The sequence below is a fragment of the Microbulbifer maximicatervae (SeqCode) genome (genome assembly GCF_052468155.1).
In genome coordinates, this window is the sequence record NZ_CP174335.1 from 744,713 (window position 1) to 766,970 (window position 22,258).

The 22,258-nt window shown below is 50.9% G+C and carries 18 protein-coding genes; 8 read left to right on the plus strand and 10 right to left on the minus strand.

The genetic code is table 11. The features are described from left to right. Nucleotides 1-31: 31 nt before the first annotated feature. Nucleotides 32-1,084 carry a glycosyltransferase gene (locus ACJJIY_RS03030; protein WP_445359077.1) on the plus strand — a complete coding sequence of 351 codons (1,053 nt, stop codon included), beginning with the start codon at nt 32-34 and terminating at the stop codon, nt 1,082-1,084. 69 nt (nt 1,085-1,153) lie between these two features. On the opposite strand, the gene ACJJIY_RS03035 is transcribed toward ACJJIY_RS03030, so the two are convergent. From ACJJIY_RS03035 to ACJJIY_RS03050, 4 genes are all read right to left on the minus strand, one after another. Continuing rightward, the gene (locus ACJJIY_RS03035; protein WP_413663548.1) at nt 1,154-1,705 is read right to left on the minus strand and encodes a DUF4136 domain-containing protein; all 552 of its coding nucleotides are present in this window, start codon (nt 1,703-1,705) and stop codon (nt 1,154-1,156) included. Between the two features lie 22 nt (nt 1,706-1,727). Further along, nucleotides 1,728-4,112, minus strand: a complete 2,385-nt coding sequence (locus ACJJIY_RS03040) for a PqiB family protein (protein WP_444918388.1) — start codon at nt 4,110-4,112, stop codon at nt 1,728-1,730. Further along, nucleotides 4,105-4,641 (minus strand): paraquat-inducible protein A, encoded by a 537-nt coding sequence (locus ACJJIY_RS03045; RefSeq protein ID WP_444934342.1) that lies wholly within the window; start codon nt 4,639-4,641, stop codon nt 4,105-4,107. Before ACJJIY_RS03045 ends, ACJJIY_RS03040 begins: the two co-directional genes overlap by 8 nt. Nucleotides 4,642-4,777: 136 nt before the next feature. Further along, complete coding sequence (locus ACJJIY_RS03050) at nt 4,778-5,431, minus strand: paraquat-inducible protein A (protein WP_445359078.1); 654 nt, start codon at nt 5,429-5,431, stop codon at nt 4,778-4,780. A gap of 350 nt (nt 5,432-5,781) precedes the next feature. On the opposite strand from ACJJIY_RS03050, the gene ACJJIY_RS03055 reads away from it, so the two are divergent. Next, entirely contained in the window at nt 5,782-7,305 is a 1,524-nt protein-coding gene (locus ACJJIY_RS03055; RefSeq protein WP_445359079.1) for a TolC family outer membrane protein, read from the plus strand. 14 nt (nt 7,306-7,319) lie between these two features. Here the strand turns inward: ACJJIY_RS03055 and waaA are convergent, their stop codons facing one another. Both waaA and ACJJIY_RS03065 read right to left on the minus strand, forming a co-directional pair. After that, nucleotides 7,320-8,645, minus strand: a complete 1,326-nt coding sequence (waaA, locus tag ACJJIY_RS03060) for a lipid IV(A) 3-deoxy-D-manno-octulosonic acid transferase (protein WP_445359080.1) — start codon at nt 8,643-8,645, stop codon at nt 7,320-7,322. A 103-nt stretch (nt 8,646-8,748) separates the two neighbouring features. After that, on the minus strand, nt 8,749-9,669 hold the full coding sequence (locus tag ACJJIY_RS03065; RefSeq protein WP_413663554.1) for a glycosyltransferase family 2 protein: 921 nt from the start codon (nt 9,667-9,669) through the stop codon (nt 8,749-8,751). A 238-nt stretch (nt 9,670-9,907) separates the two neighbouring features. On the opposite strand from ACJJIY_RS03065, the gene ACJJIY_RS03070 reads away from it, so the two are divergent. Genes ACJJIY_RS03070 through ACJJIY_RS03080 form a run of 3 tightly spaced genes read left to right on the plus strand, consistent with a single transcriptional unit; the run spans nt 9,908 to nt 11,697 of the window. After that, the gene (locus ACJJIY_RS03070; protein ID WP_444895903.1) at nt 9,908-11,038 is read left to right on the plus strand and encodes a glycosyltransferase family 4 protein; all 1,131 of its coding nucleotides are present in this window, start codon (nt 9,908-9,910) and stop codon (nt 11,036-11,038) included. Beyond that, the gene (locus ACJJIY_RS03075; RefSeq protein ID WP_445359081.1) at nt 11,031-11,201 is read left to right on the plus strand and encodes a YrbL family protein; all 171 of its coding nucleotides are present in this window, start codon (nt 11,031-11,033) and stop codon (nt 11,199-11,201) included. The genes ACJJIY_RS03070 and ACJJIY_RS03075 overlap by 8 nt, the downstream gene beginning before the upstream one ends. Nucleotides 11,202-11,241: 40 nt before the next feature. Next, nucleotides 11,242-11,697 carry a YrbL family protein gene (locus ACJJIY_RS03080; protein WP_444898276.1) on the plus strand — a complete coding sequence of 152 codons (456 nt, stop codon included), beginning with the start codon at nt 11,242-11,244 and terminating at the stop codon, nt 11,695-11,697. Here the strand turns inward: ACJJIY_RS03080 and ACJJIY_RS03085 are convergent. Further along, on the minus strand, nt 11,694-12,581 hold the full coding sequence (locus ACJJIY_RS03085; protein WP_444895902.1) for an ELM1/GtrOC1 family putative glycosyltransferase: 888 nt from the start codon (nt 12,579-12,581) through the stop codon (nt 11,694-11,696). The two genes, ACJJIY_RS03080 and ACJJIY_RS03085, sit on opposite strands and share 4 nt — an antisense overlap. A gap of 343 nt (nt 12,582-12,924) precedes the next feature. Between ACJJIY_RS03085 and ACJJIY_RS03090 the strand changes: the two genes are divergently transcribed. Both ACJJIY_RS03090 and ACJJIY_RS03095 read left to right on the plus strand, forming a co-directional pair. Continuing rightward, the gene (locus ACJJIY_RS03090; RefSeq protein WP_444895901.1) at nt 12,925-14,202 is read left to right on the plus strand and encodes an O-antigen ligase family protein; all 1,278 of its coding nucleotides are present in this window, start codon (nt 12,925-12,927) and stop codon (nt 14,200-14,202) included. A gap of 24 nt (nt 14,203-14,226) precedes the next feature. After that, nucleotides 14,227-15,570 (plus strand): UDP-glucose dehydrogenase family protein, encoded by a 1,344-nt coding sequence (locus ACJJIY_RS03095; RefSeq protein ID WP_445359082.1) that lies wholly within the window; start codon nt 14,227-14,229, stop codon nt 15,568-15,570. A 52-nt stretch (nt 15,571-15,622) separates the two neighbouring features. Here ACJJIY_RS03095 and ACJJIY_RS03100 read toward each other — a convergent pair whose 3' ends face one another. The 3 genes from ACJJIY_RS03100 to tfpB all read right to left on the minus strand — a co-directional run bounded on the left by ACJJIY_RS03100 (nt 15,623) and on the right by tfpB (nt 21,424). Then, entirely contained in the window at nt 15,623-16,576 is a 954-nt protein-coding gene (locus ACJJIY_RS03100) for a branched-chain amino acid transaminase (protein ID WP_444895899.1), read from the minus strand. A gap of 59 nt (nt 16,577-16,635) precedes the next feature. After that, a complete protein-coding gene (gene glnE, locus ACJJIY_RS03105; RefSeq protein ID WP_445359083.1) occupies nt 16,636-19,479 on the minus strand; it encodes a bifunctional [glutamate--ammonia ligase]-adenylyl-L-tyrosine phosphorylase/[glutamate--ammonia-ligase] adenylyltransferase in 2,844 nt (947 codons plus the stop codon). A gap of 169 nt (nt 19,480-19,648) precedes the next feature. Further along, the gene (tfpB, locus tag ACJJIY_RS03110; RefSeq protein WP_445359084.1) at nt 19,649-21,424 is read right to left on the minus strand and encodes a type IV pilus assembly ATPase TfpB; all 1,776 of its coding nucleotides are present in this window, start codon (nt 21,422-21,424) and stop codon (nt 19,649-19,651) included. Nucleotides 21,425-21,570: 146 nt separating this feature from the next. Between tfpB and ACJJIY_RS03115 the strand changes: the two genes are divergently transcribed. Further along, nucleotides 21,571-22,248, plus strand: a complete 678-nt coding sequence (locus ACJJIY_RS03115; protein ID WP_413663563.1) for a TIGR00153 family protein — start codon at nt 21,571-21,573, stop codon at nt 22,246-22,248. Nucleotides 22,249-22,258: the final 10 nt, after the last annotated feature.

Sequence of the window (22,258 nt, forward strand, 5' to 3'; positions counted from 1 at the left end):
ACCCACCCTATTCGATCAGATGCAATAGATTATGAGTAATAACCCAATTCAAGTCGCACAAATACTCGCCGGTGCTGAGCACGGTGGTGCTGAGAATTTCTTTGTGCGTCTCGTCAGTGGATTAAATCCCCGCAGCGAAATTACAGAAAAAGCGTTTATTCGAAACCACGATCACCGGGTACAGGCACTGCGTAGCAACAATGTTGAAACCGAAGGTTTTAAATTTGGTGGCAAGCTGGATTTTCTCGGCCGAAAAAAATACCGCGATGCCCTGAACCAATGGCAACCGGATATCGTGATGACTTGGATGGGACGTGCCACTTCAATCACCCCCAACTCTGAAAAATACCGGTTGGTAAGCCGCCTAGGGCACTATTACAACCTGAAGTATTACCGTCACGCAGATTATTGGATCGGCATCAGCAAAGGTATCTGCCAGCATTTAAGGGACGGAGGCATCCCCAAGGATAAAATTTTCCATATCCCCAATTTTGCCGATGAGACACCAGTTAATCCGCTGCCTAGAAACAGCTTCAATACTCCGGAAGACCGGCCCCTGATCCTGGCTGCAGGCCGCCTGCATATCAATAAAAGTTTCGACACCCTCCTGCATTCACTCACCCAGGTTCCCAATGCCACTTTGTGGCTCGCTGGTAGTGGCCCTGAGGAGAGCAAGTTGAAATCCCTATGCCACCAACTCGGCCTGGAAGAGCGGGTTCGCTTCCTCGGTTGGCGCAATGATGTCACCACCCTGATGCGCACTGCGGATATGTTCGTGTGCCCTTCTCGACATGAGGGCCTGGGCTCTATTGTGATGGAGTCCTGGGCCCATCGCTGCCCTATAGTAGCGACAGACTCTCAGGGCCCTGGAGAAGTGATTACCAATGGCAAAACCGGTCTGATTACCCCTATCGATAATGCCGATGAACTGGCCAAAGCCATGAAGTCCGTTATCGAGTCGCCGGAATTGCGCCAAAGCCTGATCGAAAATGCGGCCGAGGAGTACGCAACGACTTATGCGAAACAGGTTATCGTCGACTCCTATATCGATCTATACGAAAACCTGATGAAGAAAGGGCGCTAGCAGTGAATGGCAGCCACCGAATACCCGGTGGCTGCTAAATCGTATTTTTCGTTTCGTGCAAAATCGTACTTATTGATAGGCCGGGGGCAAATCCCGCAAAAGAGCGCTAACCCCATTGGCGATCAGTCGTTGACGCTGCTCAATACTATCGGGGCGTGTTAACAATTCGCTGGCTCTCCCCCCCCAAATCACAGCCCCGCCCGGGCGCCCAATACCCACACTCATAATCACCAAGGGGGCATCTGTCAGGGGCGGTAGTTCCACCACATCCTGTGGCGCATTGCTATCAAACTGTTTGTCCCAGCTGGGATCCCGGGTATCACCGGAGAAAAACTCATCGACTACCGCAACCTGGTAATCCACCACCATATCCGCATCCTGGTCCTGGGAGACTTGGCGATATCCTCGTTGCTGTAACTCTGCGGCAACGGTATCCCGCATTTCTTCATCCAACTCCACCAGCTGGGCAGAGGCATCTTCTGAGCCACTCAACGGCGCTACCCCCCATTTATACGTGGCAAAGGCAACCGGTGGCTCCCCGGTAGCGGCTTTTTCAACCTGTATCTCCTGGCAACCCGCCAATACCAAGATACTCAGCAAGCCTGTTAATAAATAGCGCATAAAAACTCCTACATTCCCGTACTTATTTTACTGGTTCGACCGTGCCGTAAAGTTCTATCTTAGGACTCCAGGTATACCACTTGGGTTCAGCTTTCGGGTAGAGAGGGAAATGGCTGCCCGACTCCACTTCAAATCCCATAAAAGGGGCTTCTGGCGTGGCAAATGCGATCCCCCCCTGCAACAGGGCCTGAGCCGATTCTGTGTTGATATTAAGCCCACTTTTCAGACCGAAATTCACATCGACGCCACTGGCATTCCAAAACACCGTGTGCTCTCGCACCAACGGCTGGTATTGGGGTTCGATATGAACATAGATATACACTCGATCAGCATACTCCCCCAGGGAAAAACCTGTAACCTCTCCCACTTTTACCTGGCGATAATAAACCGGACTCCCTGCTACCAGAGATCCTCGCCTCGCAGCATCCAGGATAATTCCCAGTCCAGGGCGAGTAAAAGTCTCTGCAAGATCCTCTTCCGGTGCCTGTTCCAAAGCGTAAAACTTTGTCTGTGGATCTCCTAAGCCAGGCTCAAGCGCCAGGTATCGCCCTGTAATCAGGGTATCCAGATGGGCAATCTTGTCGATACTAATTTGCGGGGAAACCACCCATATACGTGTGCCCTCTCGAGCAAACTGCTCTCCGCGGTGGTAAAGCTTGGCCCTGGCCCACACCTCGCCCAAAGAGCGATCGAGTCTCAGGCGAGTAATCTCTCCAACTTGTACCCCGCGGTAGCGCAACGGTGCTCCAACTCTCAGCCCCTCGGCACTGACAAGGCTGACTTGAATTTGTATCCCTCCCTCCATAGCCGCTTCCCGACTGCTGAAAAGAGGGAACTGGTCTCCATTTTTTGCCTGCCCGCCTTTTCCAAGGTCTTCCCGGCGTATGCCAAAGGCGATACCGCCACGCAGAAGTGACATCAGCGAATCTGCCTCCACTTCCACCCCCTCGGTCAAGCTTGCTGTAGCCCGCAATCCGCTCACATTCCAGAACCGAACGCCTTCCTGCACAAAGTGGGCATAGCGGGGCTCTATCACCACATAAACTTCTACCCCCTCGCCATCCCTACGCAATTCCATTCCCTGCACTTTTCCTACCTCTATACGGCGAAAATAAACCGGCGCGCCCCGCTGCAAAGACCCGGGATTGCGTGAAGTGAGGCGTAAATGCAGCCCCGGCACACGGGGATCCATCGGTGGCGCAGAGGTTCGCGCAGTGAAATTGCGCTGGGAGCGCTGTCCTTTGCGCAAATCTACTTCTATGCGATTACCTTGGATTAAATCGTTTAGTCCGCCAGTAAAATCGAAGCTCGGGGGGGCTAGCCAAAAACGGGTATTTTCGGTGAGCAATTCATCCGTTGTCGGATCCATCAGAACTTTGACTTCCATACCGTTCAAACGGCGGTTTGCCTTGGTCCCACTGACTTCTCCTACCTGGATGCCCTGGTAGTAAACCTTCGTAGAATCCGGAGTAACATTCACCCCCTGATCGAAATTTAATGTCACTGGAATTCCCGCATCTGCTGCGGCAAAATTTTTATATAACTCAAACTCACTACCATTTACAGCGAGTGGAGACTGACGTTGATTTTCCGGGGTATAAAAACTTACGCCTCCTGCAAAAAGTGCTGCCAGGGATTCTAAATTGACACTGATACCGCTAATGCCGCCTTCAATAGAGATCCCTGAACTATTCCAAAAGCGGCTGCCCCGATGAACCAGATAGGCATATTCACGACGAATAAATAATTCGATACTGACTTCAGTTCCGTTTCGATCCAAACGGTAATCCGCTACCTGACCGACTCGCAACTGACGATAATATACTGGCGATCCTCGACTTAAAGAGCCCAAACGACGGGACTGCAAAACAACACGCAAGCCATCCCCACGGATAAATGCAGGAGGCTGATCCAGGGCCACAAAATTGCGTTTGCGCTTTCCACTACCTGATTCAACGGCAATATAATTGCCAGAAAGTAGTGTTTCCAAGCCACTAATACCGGTAATAGATAACTCGGGTTTTACTACCCAAAACTCAGTGCCCTCTACCAATAAATATTCTGCACTGCGATTTAAACTAACTTCGGCCAGAACGCCATCGGCTCCATTCAGCTCTTTCGCATTAGGTACAAGGCGCACATCCTGGACCATACCAATATCGACCCCGGAATATTTGACCACCGTTTTTCCTTTTACCAGGCCGTCGCCAGAATGAAATAAAATAGTGGCTTTAACGTCTCCCTCTGACAAATCCTGATAGAGCAACCAGAGAGCAATCAGCCCCGCGATCAAAGGTAAAATCCACACTAGGGGTAACCCCCTGCTTGCGCGCACTACTCCCCGCTGAGCTCCTCCATCCAAGCGAGACGCATCACTCGTATCCTGCGGGGGCAGCTCATCAGCCATTTTCTGCGGCGCTCCTATGAGCCGTTTCTGGCTCTACTGCAGACTCATATAAATCTCCGTCATAGGCATCCCAAATTAAACGGGAATCGAAAGTTCGTGCCGCCAACATGGTTACCACTACCACAGAGGCAAAAGCAGTCGCACCAGCTCCAGCGGTTACCTGAGAAATAAATCCCATATCCACTAGCGACACCAAAATTGAAATCATAAATAAGTCTAAGAGTGACCAACGCCCGATGCCGGAAACTACTCGATATATTTTCATGGACTGAATGGGGTCGAAGGACAGACGCAACTGAATTTGAATCAGGAGCACTCCCAATCCCAGTAGCTTCATCACAGGAACTGCAATACTGGCAACAAAGACAATTAAAGCTATTCCCCACATTCCCGAGTTATAGAGTTGCATGACCCCGCTAATGATAGTGCTGGGATCACCGGCACCTAAATAAACTACTGTCATTATCGGTAACACATTGGCAGGTAAAAGCAATAAAGTGCCAGTAATCGTCAGAGCCCAAGTTAACATCAAGCTTCCTTCGATTCTGCTGTGTACTCTCGCTCCACAGCGCGGACATCGGCAACGACCATTTTGGGGAAGAATAATTAATTGATGACAGCACAGGCAGCTGGTTAAGCCTTTTTTTAAACCTTTATTTGGTACGCTATTCACAAGCTTGTCCCTTAAGCGCACGACGCTGTGCTAAGCGGTGCCAAATTGCTGTTTGGTCAAAACTCAGGGAAGAGAGATTTGCCAGTAGCATCATGGCACCAAAACAGTACAGCCCCGGTTCTACCTCCATCTTGCCCAAATCCCGTAATTTAATCAGGGCCACCAAAATTCCGAGCATATAAACATCGAGCATGCCCCACTCTTTTAAGTGCTGGTAAAAACGAACAGCATTGGATACCGGCCGGTCAAGCCAGGCCCAAGCATTGCCCCAACAAATAAATAACAACAGGGCAAATTTACCTACCGGAGCCAGAACGCTACAGAAAAGCACCAGCGCCGAGAGCCAAATAAACCCCGCCTTGAAAAGAGAGTAAACGCCATTAAGCAAGGTACTTTCTGCACCAAATGAGAACAGGGAAAAGTCGAGCAATGGCAAACTGACAGAGGGAATAAACAGTAATAGGCCGGTTAGACTGAGGGCCAGAGTGTAGTAAATACTATGATTGCCATTGCGATGCAAAGTACAGCGACATCGGGGGCAAACCAGCTTTTGCCCCGGAGGCGCCAGGCCGCCGGTTAAAAGTAGATCGCATTCGTGACAGACCCTCTGCCAATCGGCCAGCGCCGCGTTGCGCTCATCATTCATGGACAGTCAGTCCTTGCCTTATTCTGCACAATTTTTGCCGCATCCAAATGCTTATGAGGCGCGTCTATTGAAATATAGGCCCTCAACCTTATTCAATGGGCCAGTGTTATTGCCAAGAAGTTACCAATAAACGCACATAGGTGTCGGTTTAACGAAGATATAGCAAAAAGCCGAAAGCCGTCTCGACGGTCGGTTTGACCCCGGGTAAACTCTCGCGACTGCTATTGGGGAGACTGGCAATATTAGTAATAATCGCAAGCTGGAGCCCTCCATATCCCCACTACATGACACCAGCTCCAAATAACTTGCAAAAGCTTGAAGACCGTACCCTCCACAGGAAGTCGAAACAGATGAAAAGAAGTAACCGCCCAGAGCCGCAAGGCCGCAAGTTGCGTCCGCTGAAAAAACTAATCGCCGCTACGCTGCTGGGCCTGGGCGCCATGCAGGCGCAAGCCGACACCCTGTGGGATATCTATACACAGGCCCTGGAGAATGACCCTCAACTAGCAGCTGATCGCGCTGCTTACCACGCGGATATCGAGGCTAAGTACCAGTTTCGTGCATTCCTGCTTCCTCAGGTAAATGCTACCTTCGAAGCCGCTAGGACTCACTCTGATAGGAGCCAAAATTCTGCTCAGTTACTGGATTTGACTGATAATGACGACGACAGTGATGTCGAACTAGTGGACTTTAGAAGCCAAACTAGCAATTCCTTACAGGAAAGAACCTATAGTGCCAACCTGACCCAGGCTATTTTTGACGCACCAGCCTGGTTCGATTATCAACAGGGCAAGAGATTAACAGAGCAGGCGACAGCAGAATTCAGTGCTAATCAGCAAGAAATGATGATTCGTGTCGCCACCGCCTACTTTGACGTATTACGTGCTTACGACGTGCTAGAGGCAGCTGCTGCCGAAGAACAAGCCCTAGCTAAACAGCTGGAACAGACGCAACAACGCTTTGAAGTCGGTCTAACAGCAATTACTGATGTCTACGACTCCCAGGCTGCCTATGACAGTTCCGTTGCCCGGCGTTTAACAGCTCAAGACAACCTCCTCAGTAACTTTGATGCTCTATCTGTACTGACCGGAGGCTACCATGATCAAGTAGCTCCTCTGGTAGATGACTTCCAAGTAGCTCCGCCGGTGCCTTCAGATCGCGCCGATTGGGTTGAGTTTGCCCTCGCCAACAATTTTGTCCTTAAAGCTGCACGGCTTGGTGCCGATGCCGCCCGCTATAACGCTCGGGCAGAAGCCAGTGAACACCTACCCACCGTCACTGGCTCACTTTCTTATAATAAACTGACTCAAGATGGTAACGAGAAAAATCGATTCAGCGACATAACAGGCAGCCAATTTGTGCGTTACCCGCAAGATATTGACCAATGGGGAACAAGTGCAGGGGTAACTGTAAACGTGCCCATCTTTACTGGTGGCCTTCTCAGTGCCAACCGTCGCCAGGCTAGAAACCAAGCCTTCCAGGCCCAGGACCTCAGCATTCTTGCAGAGAGAGATACCATACAAACCACGCGCACCTTGCACCGTGCTGTTGTCACCGATGTATCGAGAGTAGCAGCACGTGAGCAAGCCGTCGTTTCTGCCAAGAGTGCATTGGATGCGACTCAGGCGGGATACGAAGTAGGCACCCGAAATATTGTAGATGTGCTCCTGGCTCAGCGGACCCTGTTCGATTCACAAACTGACTACGCCAACTCGCTGTACGACTACATTCTAAACTCACTGAGCTTGAAGCAGGCTGCAGGACTCTTATCTCCTAAAGACCTTCAGGATCTGGATATGATGCTGAACCCTGCAAGTAACGTCTCTCGCGTGGAGGAAACTGGCGGTACCAGTCTTCCAGCACCTTCGAAGTAACTGCGTATACGCGTCTACCAGAGAGCAGGATTTTTATTCTCTCTCTGGTCTTCATTTTGTGTAGCCAGCCGCTCCACCTCGCCCAGTAAGCGCCGCAAAGCACCACTATTTTCTGAAGCTACTTTTTTCCCTCTCTGACCGGCGGCTTTTCTTTGCCCCACATCTTCCAGCCAAGCCTGAACTTGTGAAGCCATCGATTCACTGTCTTCGACTACAACCATGGCTCCAGCCTCCTGCAACAAACTGGATACAGTGGCGAAGTTATGCAGGTGGGGACCGGAAATAACTGGTACACCCCAGGCAGCGGGTTCAATCATATTGTGGCCACCAACAGAGACCAGGCTACCTCCCACAAAAGCAATATCACTGGCCCCATAGAAGCGCAGTAACTCCCCCATGGTGTCTCCCAGAATAACCTCATCACTAGCTTTAACGGCTGTGCCTTCACTCCTTCGAGCCAAGGCAAAGCCACGCTCCCGACACAAGCGAGCAACACTATCAAAACGCTGTGGATGCCTGGGCACCAGAACGAGCAATAGATCTCTATATTTTTTCTTTAAAATAGAGAAAGCTTCCAGGATCACCTCATCTTCACCCACATGGGTACTAGCCGCCAGCCATATAGGCCTGGAAGACTCCCCCCGCCACTGGTGCGCCAGCGCCTGGGCTTCACTGGCCAGTCCCATATCAATACTGAGGTCAAACTTGATATTGCCGTTAGCTACTGCTCTCTCCGTTGGTAATCCCAGATCGATAAACCGCTGCATATCCGCTGGGTATTGCGCAACAACACGATCCAGGTTGCTCAACATTGTCCGACTCAAAGAGGGAAAACGCCCGTAACCTCGTGCAGATTTTTCACTGAGACGTGCATTGGCCAATAAAATTGGGATCTTCCTACTCGAACAGAGCTTAAGTAGGTTGGGCCAAAGCTCAGTCTCTATAATCACCAATGCACACGGGCTAAGCGCATTGAGAAATGGCACCAGGCATTCAGGGAGATCATAGGGAAGGTAATAGTGAAGTAAGCGGCCACCAAGAATTGGCTGCAGGGCTTCCTTCACCCGCTCAGACCCGGTTGGAGTTGTAGTCGTTACCAGCCACTGCCAGTCTGTATGTCGCGCAGCCAATTTAGAGATAACTGGCACGGCGGCTAGGGTCTCCCCTACAGATACAGAATGGACCCAGATTAACGGTGCCCGGCTGTGCCTTTTTGGAACCTGACCCAGACGCTCTCTTAAACGCAACCGATAGGCCGGCTGGCTACGCCCTCTCCACCAGAGGCGTAGAAGGACAACAGGTAAAAACAGGCGGAAGAGCCAGGAATAAAATATTTGCATGAAGCAGGGATCACCTAAAGATCAATATTGCCACCAAAGAAAGTGCAATAATGACGGTTATCTCTTCCAGGTAAAACACCCCCGTAAGGAAGGCCTCAGGCCATTAGTGATCGACCACCCGGTAAAACTCAGAGCGCACCCCAAAAACACCACAAGCCATGCCGGCTGAACGGCAAGCGCGGAGCCAAGGCCCAGAACCCAAGCGCTTTCCACCGAAAATCAACCCTAAAATACAGCCTATGCTGGAGATCAACAGCTGTCCCAGAGCTGATACAAAGATGCTGGTATGACCGCGACCTTTGGCAAGTTTATGCTTTGCCAGAGTGATACCAGCGGAGAATTTTCTACGCGACAACCAACGCATATTGGCGCGACTCTCTGGTACAGCCTCGTAAACCCTCGCCTCCAGGCAGTAAACAATCTTTCCGCCCTTGGCCTTAAACTCTGTGAAAAAAATCACATCTGTACCGGCACCTAGAGGGTCCTGCTCATTAAACCTCAGGCCTAGCGAGCGGATACTGCTCATCGGTATTAATACATTGCTGGTCGCACAGTAGTTGAGCTGTTCTCCAGTCTTTCGTTTCTGCCGATAAAAAATACGTGAGTAATAGGCAGGCACAGAATCCGGCCAACGCCGAACAACACTGCCACAAACCACGCTACTGCCCCCCAGCTTTTGTGAGTAATCATATAGCTGGATTAACCAATCGGGCTCTACCCACTCATCATCATCAATGAAAACTAGGTAGTCAGCTCCCATATTATCCAGTTCATCGATACAGCGATTACGTGCACAAGGGATTCCCCGCCGCTCTTCAACAGCACAGTTGAGAGGAAAGGGAAAACTTCCCGACAACTCCCCCACAACTTCCCTACCAGCCTGAGTGTCCGAATCGTTATCGACGACCAGTGCAGCCACATTTAAGCCCGTGGGTAGCTGTAGCTTGGCCAGGCTTTGCAGAGAACTGCGAAGCCGCTCCGGTCGCTGATAAGTACAAATACAGATCACTAACAAGGGGTGCAATGTAAACTCCAGATTACGGCCAAGGACAAATCGGATATAAGCTATCTGAGCTGGGTTAAAAAAGAATCAGCCTATACCCTTAAGAATGACCTGTCTATAATACCACTTTTGCCAAACGCTTTATCAGGGCATCTATGCTCCATATTATATGCTTGTGCCCGACCTTCCTTGCTAAAACGCAACCCATTAGTCAAGTTAATTCAAAAAACTATTCTTATAAGCCCTGGTATATCTCCCCATGAAAATTATGCAGCTTTTGCCCGCCCTGAACTCTGGGGGGGTTGAGAGGGGGACCGTTGATCTTGCCCGCTACCTGGTAGCAGGTGGTCATCAGTCAATCGTTGTTTCCAGTGGGGGGAGCATGGTCGAGCAACTAAAAGCTGAAGGCTCTGCCCATATTGAACTTCCAATCCATAAGAAGTCTCTCTTTAGCCTGTTACAGGTCAGACCACTTCGAAAGGTTATCTCTCGTGAGAAACCTGACATCATCCATGTGCGTTCCAGGGTTCCGGCTTGGCTAGCCTATCTTGCCTGGCGAAATCTTGACCCAACTGAGCGCCCCCGCCTTGTAAGCACTGCTCATGGCCTTTACTCCATAAATCGATATAGTGCGATTATGGCGAAAACCGAACAGGTAATCGCAATATCAGAGTGTGTGAATAGCTACTTACTGGAGAATTATGCAAACGATCTAAAGCGTCCCCCACAAATCGTTTACCGGGGTGTAGATACAGATGAGTTCAATCTCGATGTCCAGCCATCGGAGTCCTGGTACCAAAAAGTACACCAGGATTTCCCCCAGCTTGCCGGCAAGCGCTGGCTCCTCTTACCCGGCCGGCTGACCCGCTGGAAGGGACAAGAAGACTTTATCGATCTAATCCATCAACTAGTCGAAAACCGTTCTGATGTTCACGGCATCATTCTCGGCGGAGCGGAGAAGAACAAGCAGCACTACGCCGATGAATTGGAACAAAAAATTTGCTCAATGAAGCTTGAGAACCACCTTACTCTAGTTGGTCATCGTAGTGATATACGCCACTGGTATAGTGCGTCCAGTTTGGTGTATAACCTATCACGTCGACCCGAGCCATTTGGCAGAACCGTTATAGAGTCCGCTGCGATTGGCACACCTATTATTGGTTATAACATTGGGGGACCGGCAGAGTCGCTTAATGCCTGTTTTCCTCAAGGGCTAGTTGATATCAATGATCCAGAAGCCTTATTCACGCGTACTCAGGAATTGCTCGACAGCCCTGGGCAAAAGCCTCATTTATCTACCGATTTCACATTGGGAAGGCAGGCCGAACACACTATTGAAATCTACAAGAGCCTACTCACAGAGCGTACCGGAGCGAACCCGCGTGATTAATTTGAGCCAGAGCGAGCCGTTTGCCAGCGGAGGCAATCGCTTTTGCTACCGACACCCGGAGCGGTCTGAACTCTGTGTCAAGGTGATGCGACCCGGCCGAACAGCGGAGCTATTGGGGCGAAGCTCCCTGGTACAAAACCTGGCGAGGGGAATCATATTTTGATGACAATCTTCGCGAACAGGAAGGTTATAGCCAGCGGGCCATTGCAACTAATCGAGATGGGCTTTGGCAACATCTGCCTCGATGGTTTGGGATACAGGAGACCAGCTTAGGCCCCGCTGCCGTCACTGATATGATTCTTGACGCTGATGGCAATCCGGCACCTACTCTTCGCCAATACCTAAACAAATATGGACTCAATACCGAGGTGCGCGAATCTTTACAGCACTTTTCTGAGTGGCTGCTTGAGTATGAAGTACTCACCAAAAATCTGATTGCCCACAATCTGGTCCTGCGAAAAGAGCAGGGGAAACTACAAACTTACCTGATTGATGGGCTGGGTTGTTCCTCTTTCCTGCCTCTGCCAAAAATTTCTAGCTACTTTGCGAAACGCTATATCCATCGCCGTATCGAGCGCATGTGGCTGAGAGTCGAGTGGGAAATTTCCGATAAGGAAACCCCCTGGCGAAAATATGAAGCTGAGGGACTCAAGCGCTAACGGCTTGGCAACCCTGATCGACGCAACAATGCTTGAGCACACAATAGGTATTGATCCAGGGGGTCACGCTGGCCTCCTGCCTTCACCTCAAGCTTTTCACTAACCAAACCTTGATCCAAAAGTCGTAATACCGCTGAACGCACCTTATTAGACTTGCTGCGACTCGGAACCCGAATTACACCGACCTGGGCCCGACTTTGTAACGACTCGAATAGCATAGAGATACTGTCCTCAGTGACCCAGATTGTCTCCGCTTCCGACAACTGCTTCTGAAGCCAGCCCGCCGGACAAGAGCGCCAGTCAACCAACTCAACACTGCTTTTCTCCAGCTGCTCCATGGTACCCGCCGGTGTTCTCCGACTGTCAGAGATACACCAACTCAAGGGTTGGGCCAATAATTTCTCAACTTGCTCCCGGATTGAGAGGGTATCCCAACTGTAATGCTTGCTGGGTCCACCCAATAAAATAAGCCCCCTTCCAGGCTGCAGTACATCGCTCTCAAGCGGTTCAGTCAATGCGCCCTGGCTCACAATCACATTAGGTAGAGGGGGCGGACGGTCGTGTTCGGGTACGACCGCAAAATCAAACCAGCTGTAGGGTAACAAAGGGCGGTTAATTGCCACCGCGCGACCACCAAACCGGCAACGGGCAGACAGCATGGGAAGTCGGCTGCGGCGACCTGTGCCGATCAAAAAGTCGGGGGCTGGCAACTCTTCCAGCTCCTCTCCCGTTTTCAGGAGAATACGGCTGGCTGTATATTCTGGTGATATATCAAAAACCTGCACCTCCCCGATATAACTCCTGCGCACCCCTTCAATCAGAGCTACACTCTGCTTTTCATGAGCCCGGTTGCCATCTAAAAAACGCCAAATAATAAGTTGCAAGATAGGACCCTAAACTACTGAAACACCGGAATACAAGGCAGTGTACCTAGCGCATTCCAGTGGAGCTACTGTAACAAGGCTATGGGAGCCCCAAAACATCCAGTATACTCCTTCCAGGGAGCTCCAAAGGGTGCCCCCGGTGAATCCATGCCTCTCAGGAGACCCCGTTAAAGCGCTCAGCCAAACAGGCATCCGCTACTACTTTGTGTAAAGCCCCACAATTATCACTAAAAAGCAAAATTAGAGCGTTCATGGACAACAGACTTTTATATAGTACTCACCTATACAGCCTATTTCCGCGCATCTAAATACAAAATTTTCTGAATGGCCGACAGTTGCACCTATGCCTGAACTTGGAAGTACTCTAAACAAGCTTTCCCAGCCCGTTTATCGCCAGCAAAGCTCACTGTGGATTTCAGGTCTGCTCAAATGGGCCTTTCTTGGGTTATATATACTGGTATGTGGCTACTATGTTTCCCCCAAAGTATCGGGAGTACAAACCAGCTTCTACCTAACTTTAGTGCCCACAGCCCTTCTACTGCTGGCGTGGCGAAAGAGCTATCACTTCCTGATTTCCTGGCAGTTCCTAACCTTTTGCAGCCTGCCTATCATTCTAGCGCTTTCAACACTGTGGGCCTCTCCGGATACCGCAGATGTTTATAGGCAATCTGATTACTACTGGAAATTGGTATTATACCTAGCTCTATTTTACTGCGCTGTTTTCTTCCTGTTGGAGCAGTACGGCGACAACATCCTCCATAAGCTATTACTCTCGCTTATTGTGATTGGACTGCTATCCGGTATTGCCTCGCTAATTGCTTATTCCCTTGATGGCGGTCTCCAGGATCTCCGCCGGATTGGCGGTATATCTCTTGAGGGCAATATTGATAAAACAGGAATGCTATTTGGTTTCCACGCTCTTTTTTGTTGCTATGGTCTCTACCAAAAGCCCCGTATTTGGCGCTGGTTATCAGGAGCAGGCTTACTCACCTCCTGTATCTACATAGTTTTGTCACAAACCAAAGTCCCAATTGTTATGGCGGGCTTTTCAATTTTCTTGGTTGTATTCGGCAACCTTTCGCGCCTGCTGAAAATTTTAGTTGTTGTGGCTATCGTCTGTGTTTTGCCATTGACCTATTTTGCCTTGTATGGTGACTTGCCCCTCCTACACCGGGGTAGCGCTTACTCTATACGTCTGACACTCTGGCAAAAAGCCTTTGAGGAGTTCCTGCAAGCCCCACTATTTGGCCAGGGATTAGTGCATAAGAAATTTATTGCACTAAACAGGATGGTGCCCCATCCACACAATTTTCTTCTGGATATCGCGCGTTTTAGCGGGCTATTGGGGCTGGCAGCCTGTGTCTGGCAAGGGCTTGCAACTCTGTGGACCGTGAGATCCAAAGAAAGACTTTTGAGTTGGATTCCTGGTTTGTATTTCACTTGGTTCCTGTTCGGTGTACTGGCAATGCTGATATACGCCCAGCAACCTTTGGCTAAGCCCAATTATATTTGGTTCTTTTACTGGATCCCCCTGGCTATCCTGCTGGCGCGAAGCAGCATTGAAGACCGGGGTTTGAGTCAATATAAAACTATCCGGGAAAGTAACCCTCAAAAACAGTAACCGCTGAGAGATAGAGTCACACTGATGAATGTAACCGTATTTGGCACCGGCTATGTGGGCCTGGTGCAAGCAGCAGTCTTAGCTGAAGCTGGCAATAAAGTAGTTTGTATCGATATAGACGCGGACAAGATCAACCGCCTCAAGCAGGGTATTATCCCTATTTATGAGCCAGGCCTGGAGCCTATGGTGAAGAACAGTATCACCACTGGCAATCTATCTTTTTCAACTGATGCGGCCTTTGGTGTAGAACACGGTGAGCTGATTTTTATCGCCGTGGGCACTCCTCCAGATGAGGACGGCTCAGCAGACCTTCGACATGTGTTGACTGTTGCAAGAACCATTGCCAAGCACATGGAGTGCAAGAAATACATCATCAACAAATCCACAGTACCTGTGGGTACGGCCGACAAAGTACGAGCTGCTGTTGAGGAAGAATTGACCGAGCGGGATAAGTCCGACATGCCATTCGATGTTATTTCCAACCCTGAATTCCTCAAGGAAGGTTCGGCACTGAATGACTGTATGCGGCCAGACCGAATTATTATCGGCACCTCCGAAGCAGAATCAGAACAGAAGCTTCGCCACCTCTATGCGCCATTCAACCGCAATCACGAAAAGATCCTCGTGATGGACGTTAAAAGTGCGGAACTCACCAAGTATGCCGCCAACTGTATGCTGGCAACCAAGATCAGCTTTATGAATGAAATGGCAAATATTGCCGATAAAGTGGGCGCTGATATTGAGGCAGTTCGGGCAGGCATAGGTTCAGATCCGCGAGTTGGTTACCAGTTTATCTACGCAGGTATCGGCTACGGTGGCTCCTGTTTTCCTAAAGATGTGAAAGCCCTGATTTCCTCGGCACAACAGCTGGGCATTGCTGCAGATATTCTCGCCGCAGTGGAATCCCGCAACGAGCGCCAGAAACACTATCTCGCCGAAAAAATACAACGTCATTTTAACGGAGATATTCAGGGCAAAACTTTTGCGCTCTGGGGCCTGTCATTCAAACCGAATACAGATGATATGCGCGAAGCCCCAAGCCGTGTGCTGTTAGCTCGATTGTGGGAGCAGGGTGCGAAGGTGCGGGCATTTGACCCTGAGGCCATGGAGGAGTGTCAGCGAATTTTTGGCGATCGCAAAGACCTGACCCTTTGCGACTCCAAGACAGAGGCTTTACAGGGTGCCGACGCCCTGATTGTCGCGACCGAATGGCAACAGTTCAAATCTCTTGATATCGATGAAGTAAGCAGCGCTCTCAGTGCCCCGGTTGTGTTTGACGGACGCAACCAGTACGAACCAGAGGAAATGCGCGAGGCAGGCTTTGATTATTACTGCGTAGGGCGCCCGGACACCACCAGCTCTTACTAAGTAAACCTTACTTAAAATAAAAACCCGGCATCTGCCGGGTTTTTATTTTCCGTCATGCTATTCGCATTTTTACTTCCGCCTGGCCCGCCACATCACTGAGCCAGCCCCGATGCGCGGCACTACGCCCATGTACCACATCAAAATAAAGGTTTTGCAAACGCCCTGTGATAGGGCCGCGACGACCACTGCCGATAGAACGCCCATCCAATTCACTAATGGGCAATACTTCCGCCGCTGTGCCAGTAAAAAACGCTTCGTCAGCGATATAGACTTCATCCCGAGTGATACGCTTCTCTAGCACCCTATAGCCGCACTCCCGTGCCAGCTCAATAACTGTATCGCGGGTAATTCCATCCAGGCATGAAGTCAACTCCGGGGTATATATAGTCCCATCGCGAACAATGAAGACATTTTCTCCACTACCCTCAGCAACATAACCCTCGGGGTCCAGTAATAACGCCTCCTCGCACCCATTGCGCACCGCCTCCTGTAACGCCAACATCGAGTTTATATAGTTACCATTGGCTTTCGCCTTACACATGCTGATATTCACATGGTGTCGGGTGTATGAGGAGGTATTCACCTTAATCCCCTGCTCCAGCGCCTCGGGGCTCATATAGCTGGGCCACTCCCAGGAAGCGACAATCACATGGGTTGAAAGATTTTCCGCGCGCAACCCCATTCCCTCTGACCCGTAAAATACCATTGGCCTTAGATACGCTTGGCGCAGGTTATTTTCGCGCACCACAAGCCGCTGAGCTTCATTCAGCTCATCAGTGCTATAGGGCATTGGGATATTCATTATTTTTGCAGAGCGAAACAACCGACGGGTGTGCTCTTGCAAACGAAAGATACTGGTGCCGTTACCGGTTTCATAAGCCCGTACGCCTTCAAACACCCCCATTCCATAGTGCAGGGTATGAGTGAGGACATGCACCCGGGCATCGCGCCAGGGAACCAATTCACCATCAAACCAGATAACGCCGTCGCGGTCGGCAAAAGACATGGGTAACTCCTACAAATCCTGAAAAACAGTTTAATCGGGCAGCAGGTAGAAACCCGGTGTTAACCGAGTAATTGCTGCCAGTTTGTTTGAACGGTCTTTCTTTCCGCTGTGAATTGGTCATCGCTCACAATCCCTGGCAGTTGTTGTAGTGCCAGGCGATGACCTTCAGATCGGTAGGCTTTGTAGGCGTCGATCAGATGTCCGGCTTGTTGGGCCGGCATCAGGCCTGCGTCAATTAGACTTTCGAGAATGCGAATATTATCGGTATACCGCACGATCGAGGGCGAAGTTTTTGCCCAGGCCAGAGCAGCATATTGAACCATAAATTCAATATCGACAATACCGCCCTCACCGTGCTTTAGATCAAACTTTTTATCGTTGCTCTTATCGAGGTGCGCACGCATTTTATTGCGCATTTCCACCACCTCATCACGCAATTTATCGCTCTTTCGCGACTGGCAAAGCAATTTCGTACGCAACTGTTGAAACGACTCACTCAGGCGGAGGCTACCGGCGACAGATCGAGCTCTCACCAGCGCCTGATGCTCCCAGGTCCAGGCACTCTCCCTCTGGTATTTTTCAAAGGCAGCCAATGAAGTCACCAAGAGTCCTGAATTACCCGAGGGGCGCAGTCTTGTGTCTACCTCATAAAGAGGCCCGCTGAGTGTACGGGTTTGCAATATGTGGATAAGTCGCTGTGCTAGTCGGGTAAAAAAACTCAGGTTATCAATACTGGTTTTACCGTCGGTAACCTGCATCGCATCCGCATCGTGCACAAAAACAATATCCAAGTCAGAACCGTGGCCAAGCTCCAATCCCCCCAGCTTTCCATAGGCGATAATGGCAAAGTGCATATCCTCTGCCGAGGCCCCCGCAGGCATGCCGTATTTATCCACCATCTGTGCCCAGGCGAGTTGCAATGACTGCTGTAATATCGCCTCTGCCAACCAGGTAAGAGAATCACTGACTTTCATCAAAGGCAGGGCACCATTCACCTCCTGTGCCGCAATGCGCAGGCTTTGACTCTGTTTAAAATATCGAAGCGCCTCCATTTGCAATTCCAGATCTTCAGGATCAATCCGCAACAACTCGAGACGCAGCTCATTAGCAATATCTGCCGCAGTAGAGGGTGCCAGTAACCTGCGGGAATCCAGCAACTCATCCAGCAGAATTGGGTGGCGCGCAAGTTGCTCAGCAATCCATGGACTGGCACTACAGAGGCGCACCAGCTGGTTGAGCACGGGGGGATTTTCATTAATCAGGACGAGATAGGCACTGCGACGCAGTACTGAGCGCACTAAAGGTAAAACACGGGTTAGCACTAACAAGGGATCAGCCTGTAACCCTGCTGCGGCCAGTAGCGTAGGCATAAATTGGTCCAGGCGCGCACGGGAAGAAGCAGGTAGTGCCGCAACCATTGTTGACTGGCACAGCTCCTTTAAGTGCTCGAGTGCCTGCGGTGGAGGAAGAAACCCTGCACTTTCCAAAATCTGCAAATTCTCTTCATTCGCAGTTTCATCGGCGCAACTTGCCCAGAGTCCCTGCCACTCTTCAGCCACACTGGGGGCGGCCATCTCCTCTGGTGGAGCGATTACAGTATCGAACTCCCGCTCAACTAAGGAACGAACATCGATCAGCTCAATCTCCAATTGCACCCAATTGTCGCGGCCCAGGGCAAATGCCAATTTTTCCCTTTCACCCTCCTCAGCTGGGAGCGCCTGTGTCTGCTGATCCCGGTAAGCTTGAAGTGCGTGTTCAACTCTCCGCAATAGCAAATAACAACTGGTCAGTTCACTGGCCACTCCCGGTTCAACATGGCCATCACTTTCCAAGAGGGGCAGTAGCTTGAGCAAGCTGCGCTCGCGCAGCGCGGGTTCGCGCCCTCCGCGAATTAACTGGAATGCCTGGGCAATAAATTCCAACTCGCGTATGCCGCCCCGCCCAAGTTTGATATTGTCCGTTAAACCGCGAGCGCGCACTTGCCGCTGTATCAGGGCTTTCATTTCACGCAAAGCATCAATAGCACTGAAATCGATATAGCGGCGATAAGTAAATGGGCGCAACAGCTCCATCAACTCTTCAGAAAACGCCTCCCTGCCGGCAACAGGGCGAGCTTTGACCATGGCGTAGCGCTCCCACTCACGCCCTTGAGTCTGGTAATAGTCCTCCAGAGCGGCGAAATGGCTTACCAGGGGGCCACTGTCACCGTAGGGGCGCAAACGCATATCTACACGGAAGACAAAACCATCCGCATTGATTCCATCCAATGATTTAATCAAGCGCTGGCCAAGCTTTTGGAAAAACTGCTGATTCTCTATGCTCTTTCCACCATCGGTATAACCGGGCTCTGGGTAAGCAAAAATCAGATCGATATCCGATGAAAGATTGAGTTCCCGGGCTCCCAATTTGCCCATTCCCAACACCACCATCGACTGACTATCGCCAGCTATACTACGAGGCTCGCCATAGCGCTCAACTAATTTCTCATGGTGCCAATGCATCGCCGTACGAATGGATAGCTCAGCCAATTCACTGAGCCGCAGACATGCCTGGGGAATATCCCACTGGCCGGCAAAATCGCGAAATATGACTTCAGCCGTTACCCGGTTACGCAATAAACGCAATTGAAGATCCAGTTCCTCATCACTTCCTATGATCGGCAGGGAGAGCCCAAGATCTTGTTTAAGTAACAAATCCCGGAAAAACTCTGGGCGGCGACAGCACTGTTGATAAAAAAATTCTGAACCGATAAAACTCCGGGCCACTCCTTGAGCAAGCCGTGAATCTGACAGCAAACTTTCCACCTCAACAACAAGCGCGGCCTCCGTCAGTTCACACCAGTCATGCCAAAGCGACTGAAGTTGAGCGCGGATGGGTTTTGGGCACGGAATGTTGTCAAACATGAGGGTCGATCCTTGGTGCGAATATCAGCGGGCAATTCTGCCTAGCTATCGGCATTCCGATAGCTATCGATGGTATCGGATAATGATGAGTGGCCGAGCAAGCCCGCCCCTCGCGTCACTTCACTGGCCTCTACATCTTCAAACAGTTATCTCAGAGAGGCCACCCAAGCTAGAAAGCGATATCCGGCGGTGGGGCCACCCTCAATACCTCTGCCACAGTGGTCAAACCCGCCGCTACTTTTTTCGCGCCGGAAAGCCTCAGGCTATTCATACCTTCGCGCATCGCCTGGCGCCGCAGTTGCTGTAGATCACAATCGGAGGTGACAATAGCTTGTACCGACTCGCTAAATGGCAGGATTTCATAAATTCCCTGACGCCCACGATAGCCCGTATTACGACACTCCAGGCAACCTTCCGGCCGGTAGACTTTGTCCGGCAACGGCGCCCTCCAGGGTTTCACCAGAGACTGCCAATCGGCCTCTTCAATTTTGTCTTCCTGCTTGCAACTGGGACATAGTGTTCGCACCAAACGCTGGGCCATCACCCCGAGAATGGTGGACTTCAATAAATAATGCGGCAAGCCCAAGTCCAATAAGCGGGTAACCGCTGTTGGAGCGTCATTGGTATGTAGGGTTGAGATAACCAGGTGGCCTGTCAGTGCCGCTTGTACCGCCATCTGAGCAGTTTCTAAGTCGCGAATCTCGCCCACCATGATAATGTCTGGATCCTGGCGCATCAGGGTTCTGATACCTGCAGCAAAATCAAAGCCAATAGCATGGTGAACCTGAGTTTGGTTAAAGCTCTCTTCCACCATTTCGATAGGGTCTTCAACGGTAGAGACATTCACCGCACTAGTCGCCAGCTGCTTGAGGCCTGTATACAAAGTGGTGGTTTTTCCCGAACCGGTAGGACCGGTGACCAGTACGATACCATTGGGCCGTGACAGCATCGCCTGCCAACGAGCCAAGTCATCACCACCCAGTCCCAGGTCGGAATAAGATCGCGCGAGAACCTCTGGATCGAAGATCCGCATTACCAACTTCTCGCCAAAGGCTGTGGGAAGTGTGGAGAGGCGCAACTCCACTTCGCTGCCATCTGGCCTTTTTGTCTTGATACGGCCATCCTGAGGTTTGCGTTTCTCCGCCACATTCATGCGCCCGAGGATTTTCAGGCGACTGGTAACCGCAGCATTTACCTGGTCTGGAAGCTCATGAATTGGGTGCAATACGCCATCGATACGAAAGCGAATACGTCCCACTTCCCGGCGTGGTTCAATATGGATATCACTGGCGCGCTGGTCAAAGGCGTGCTGCAACAACCAATCGACGATATTGACGATGTGTTGATCGTTAGCTTCAGGGTCCTTTAAGGCGCCTAACTCCAGCAACTGTTCAAAATTATTTGCCGCTGAGGTTCCCTGAAGGCCGCTTGCACCAGAGATTGAATTGGAAAGGGAGTAAAACTCGACGCAGTGTCGTTTGATATCGGCCGGATCAGCCACCACACGGCGTACTCTGCGGCCAGTGGTATGTTCCAGCTGCTCCTCCCAACCATGGTTAAACGGTTGAGCTGTCGCCACCAGAAGTTCTTCGGTACTCGCCTCAACACAGAGAATTTGGTGTCGCTTGGCAAATTGGAAGCTCATCACCTCGGTGACAGCGCTCACATTAACCTTCAGAGGATCAATATGATACAAGGGGTGGGAGGAGCTCTCCGCTAACCAGGCGCTAAGGATTTCACTATTGAGCAGACTACCCGGTTGCTTGCGGTTGGCCAGGTCACAACTGGCGATATAGCTGAGCGGGTGCATCTGGGCCTGCTCTGCTGTCCGCGGGGTCCCGACAATACGGTTGGCATCCTCTCGGCTAACAAAGCCCTGCCCCACCAAATCTTCCAGTAATCCGCGCAGTTCCAGTATGCGGTCTGCAACTCTACTCTCTGCCATTGGTAACCCCTTTATTCTCATATGGCGACGTCGCATTGTAGCCCTATCATCAAGCTGTGAAAGTGCGCTGTTAACGCACTGTTACGAAGTTGCCCCGATTGGGGTACCATGCCGCCGTTTTCGCATTCTGAGCAATGGAGCTAACCATGGCCCTGTCGAATATTGCCAACTTATTTGGCCGCTCTCCGATTAAGCCAATCGAGAAGCATATGGCTACGGCCCACGAGGCATCGGCTGACCTGATCCCCTTCTTTGAAGCACTGATCAAAGGTGACCTCAAAGAGGCAGAACAGATCCAACTGCGCATCTCCGCCTCGGAGAACCGCGCTGACGATATCAAGAGAGACCTGCGCCTGCATCTGCCGGACAGCCTGTTTATGCCAGTGTCCAGGACCGACTTGCTGGAATTGCTGCATGCCCAGGATGAGGTAGCCAACACTGCCCAGGATATCGCTGGTCTGGCTGTAGGCAGGAAGATGCAGATTCCCGCACCTCTCCAATCCTTGATGACCACCTTTGTGGAGAGCGCTGTCGCCACCTCTGCACAGGCACTGCGCGCGATCAACGAACTGGACGAGTTGCTGGAAAGCGGCTTTGCCGGGCGCGAGGTGGATATCGCCAAACGCATGACCGAAGAGCTGGATGAACTGGAGCGCAAGTCAGACAAGCTTGAAGTCGAAATTCGCGCGTCGTTGTTTGCTATTGAGAAAGACTTACCTCCGGTGGACGTTATGTTCCTCTACCGGGTTATTGAATGGATCGGTGAACTCGCCGATCGCGCCCACAGCGTGGGCAACCGATTGCAGTTGTTGTTAGCACGTTAGGGGGTTTGGC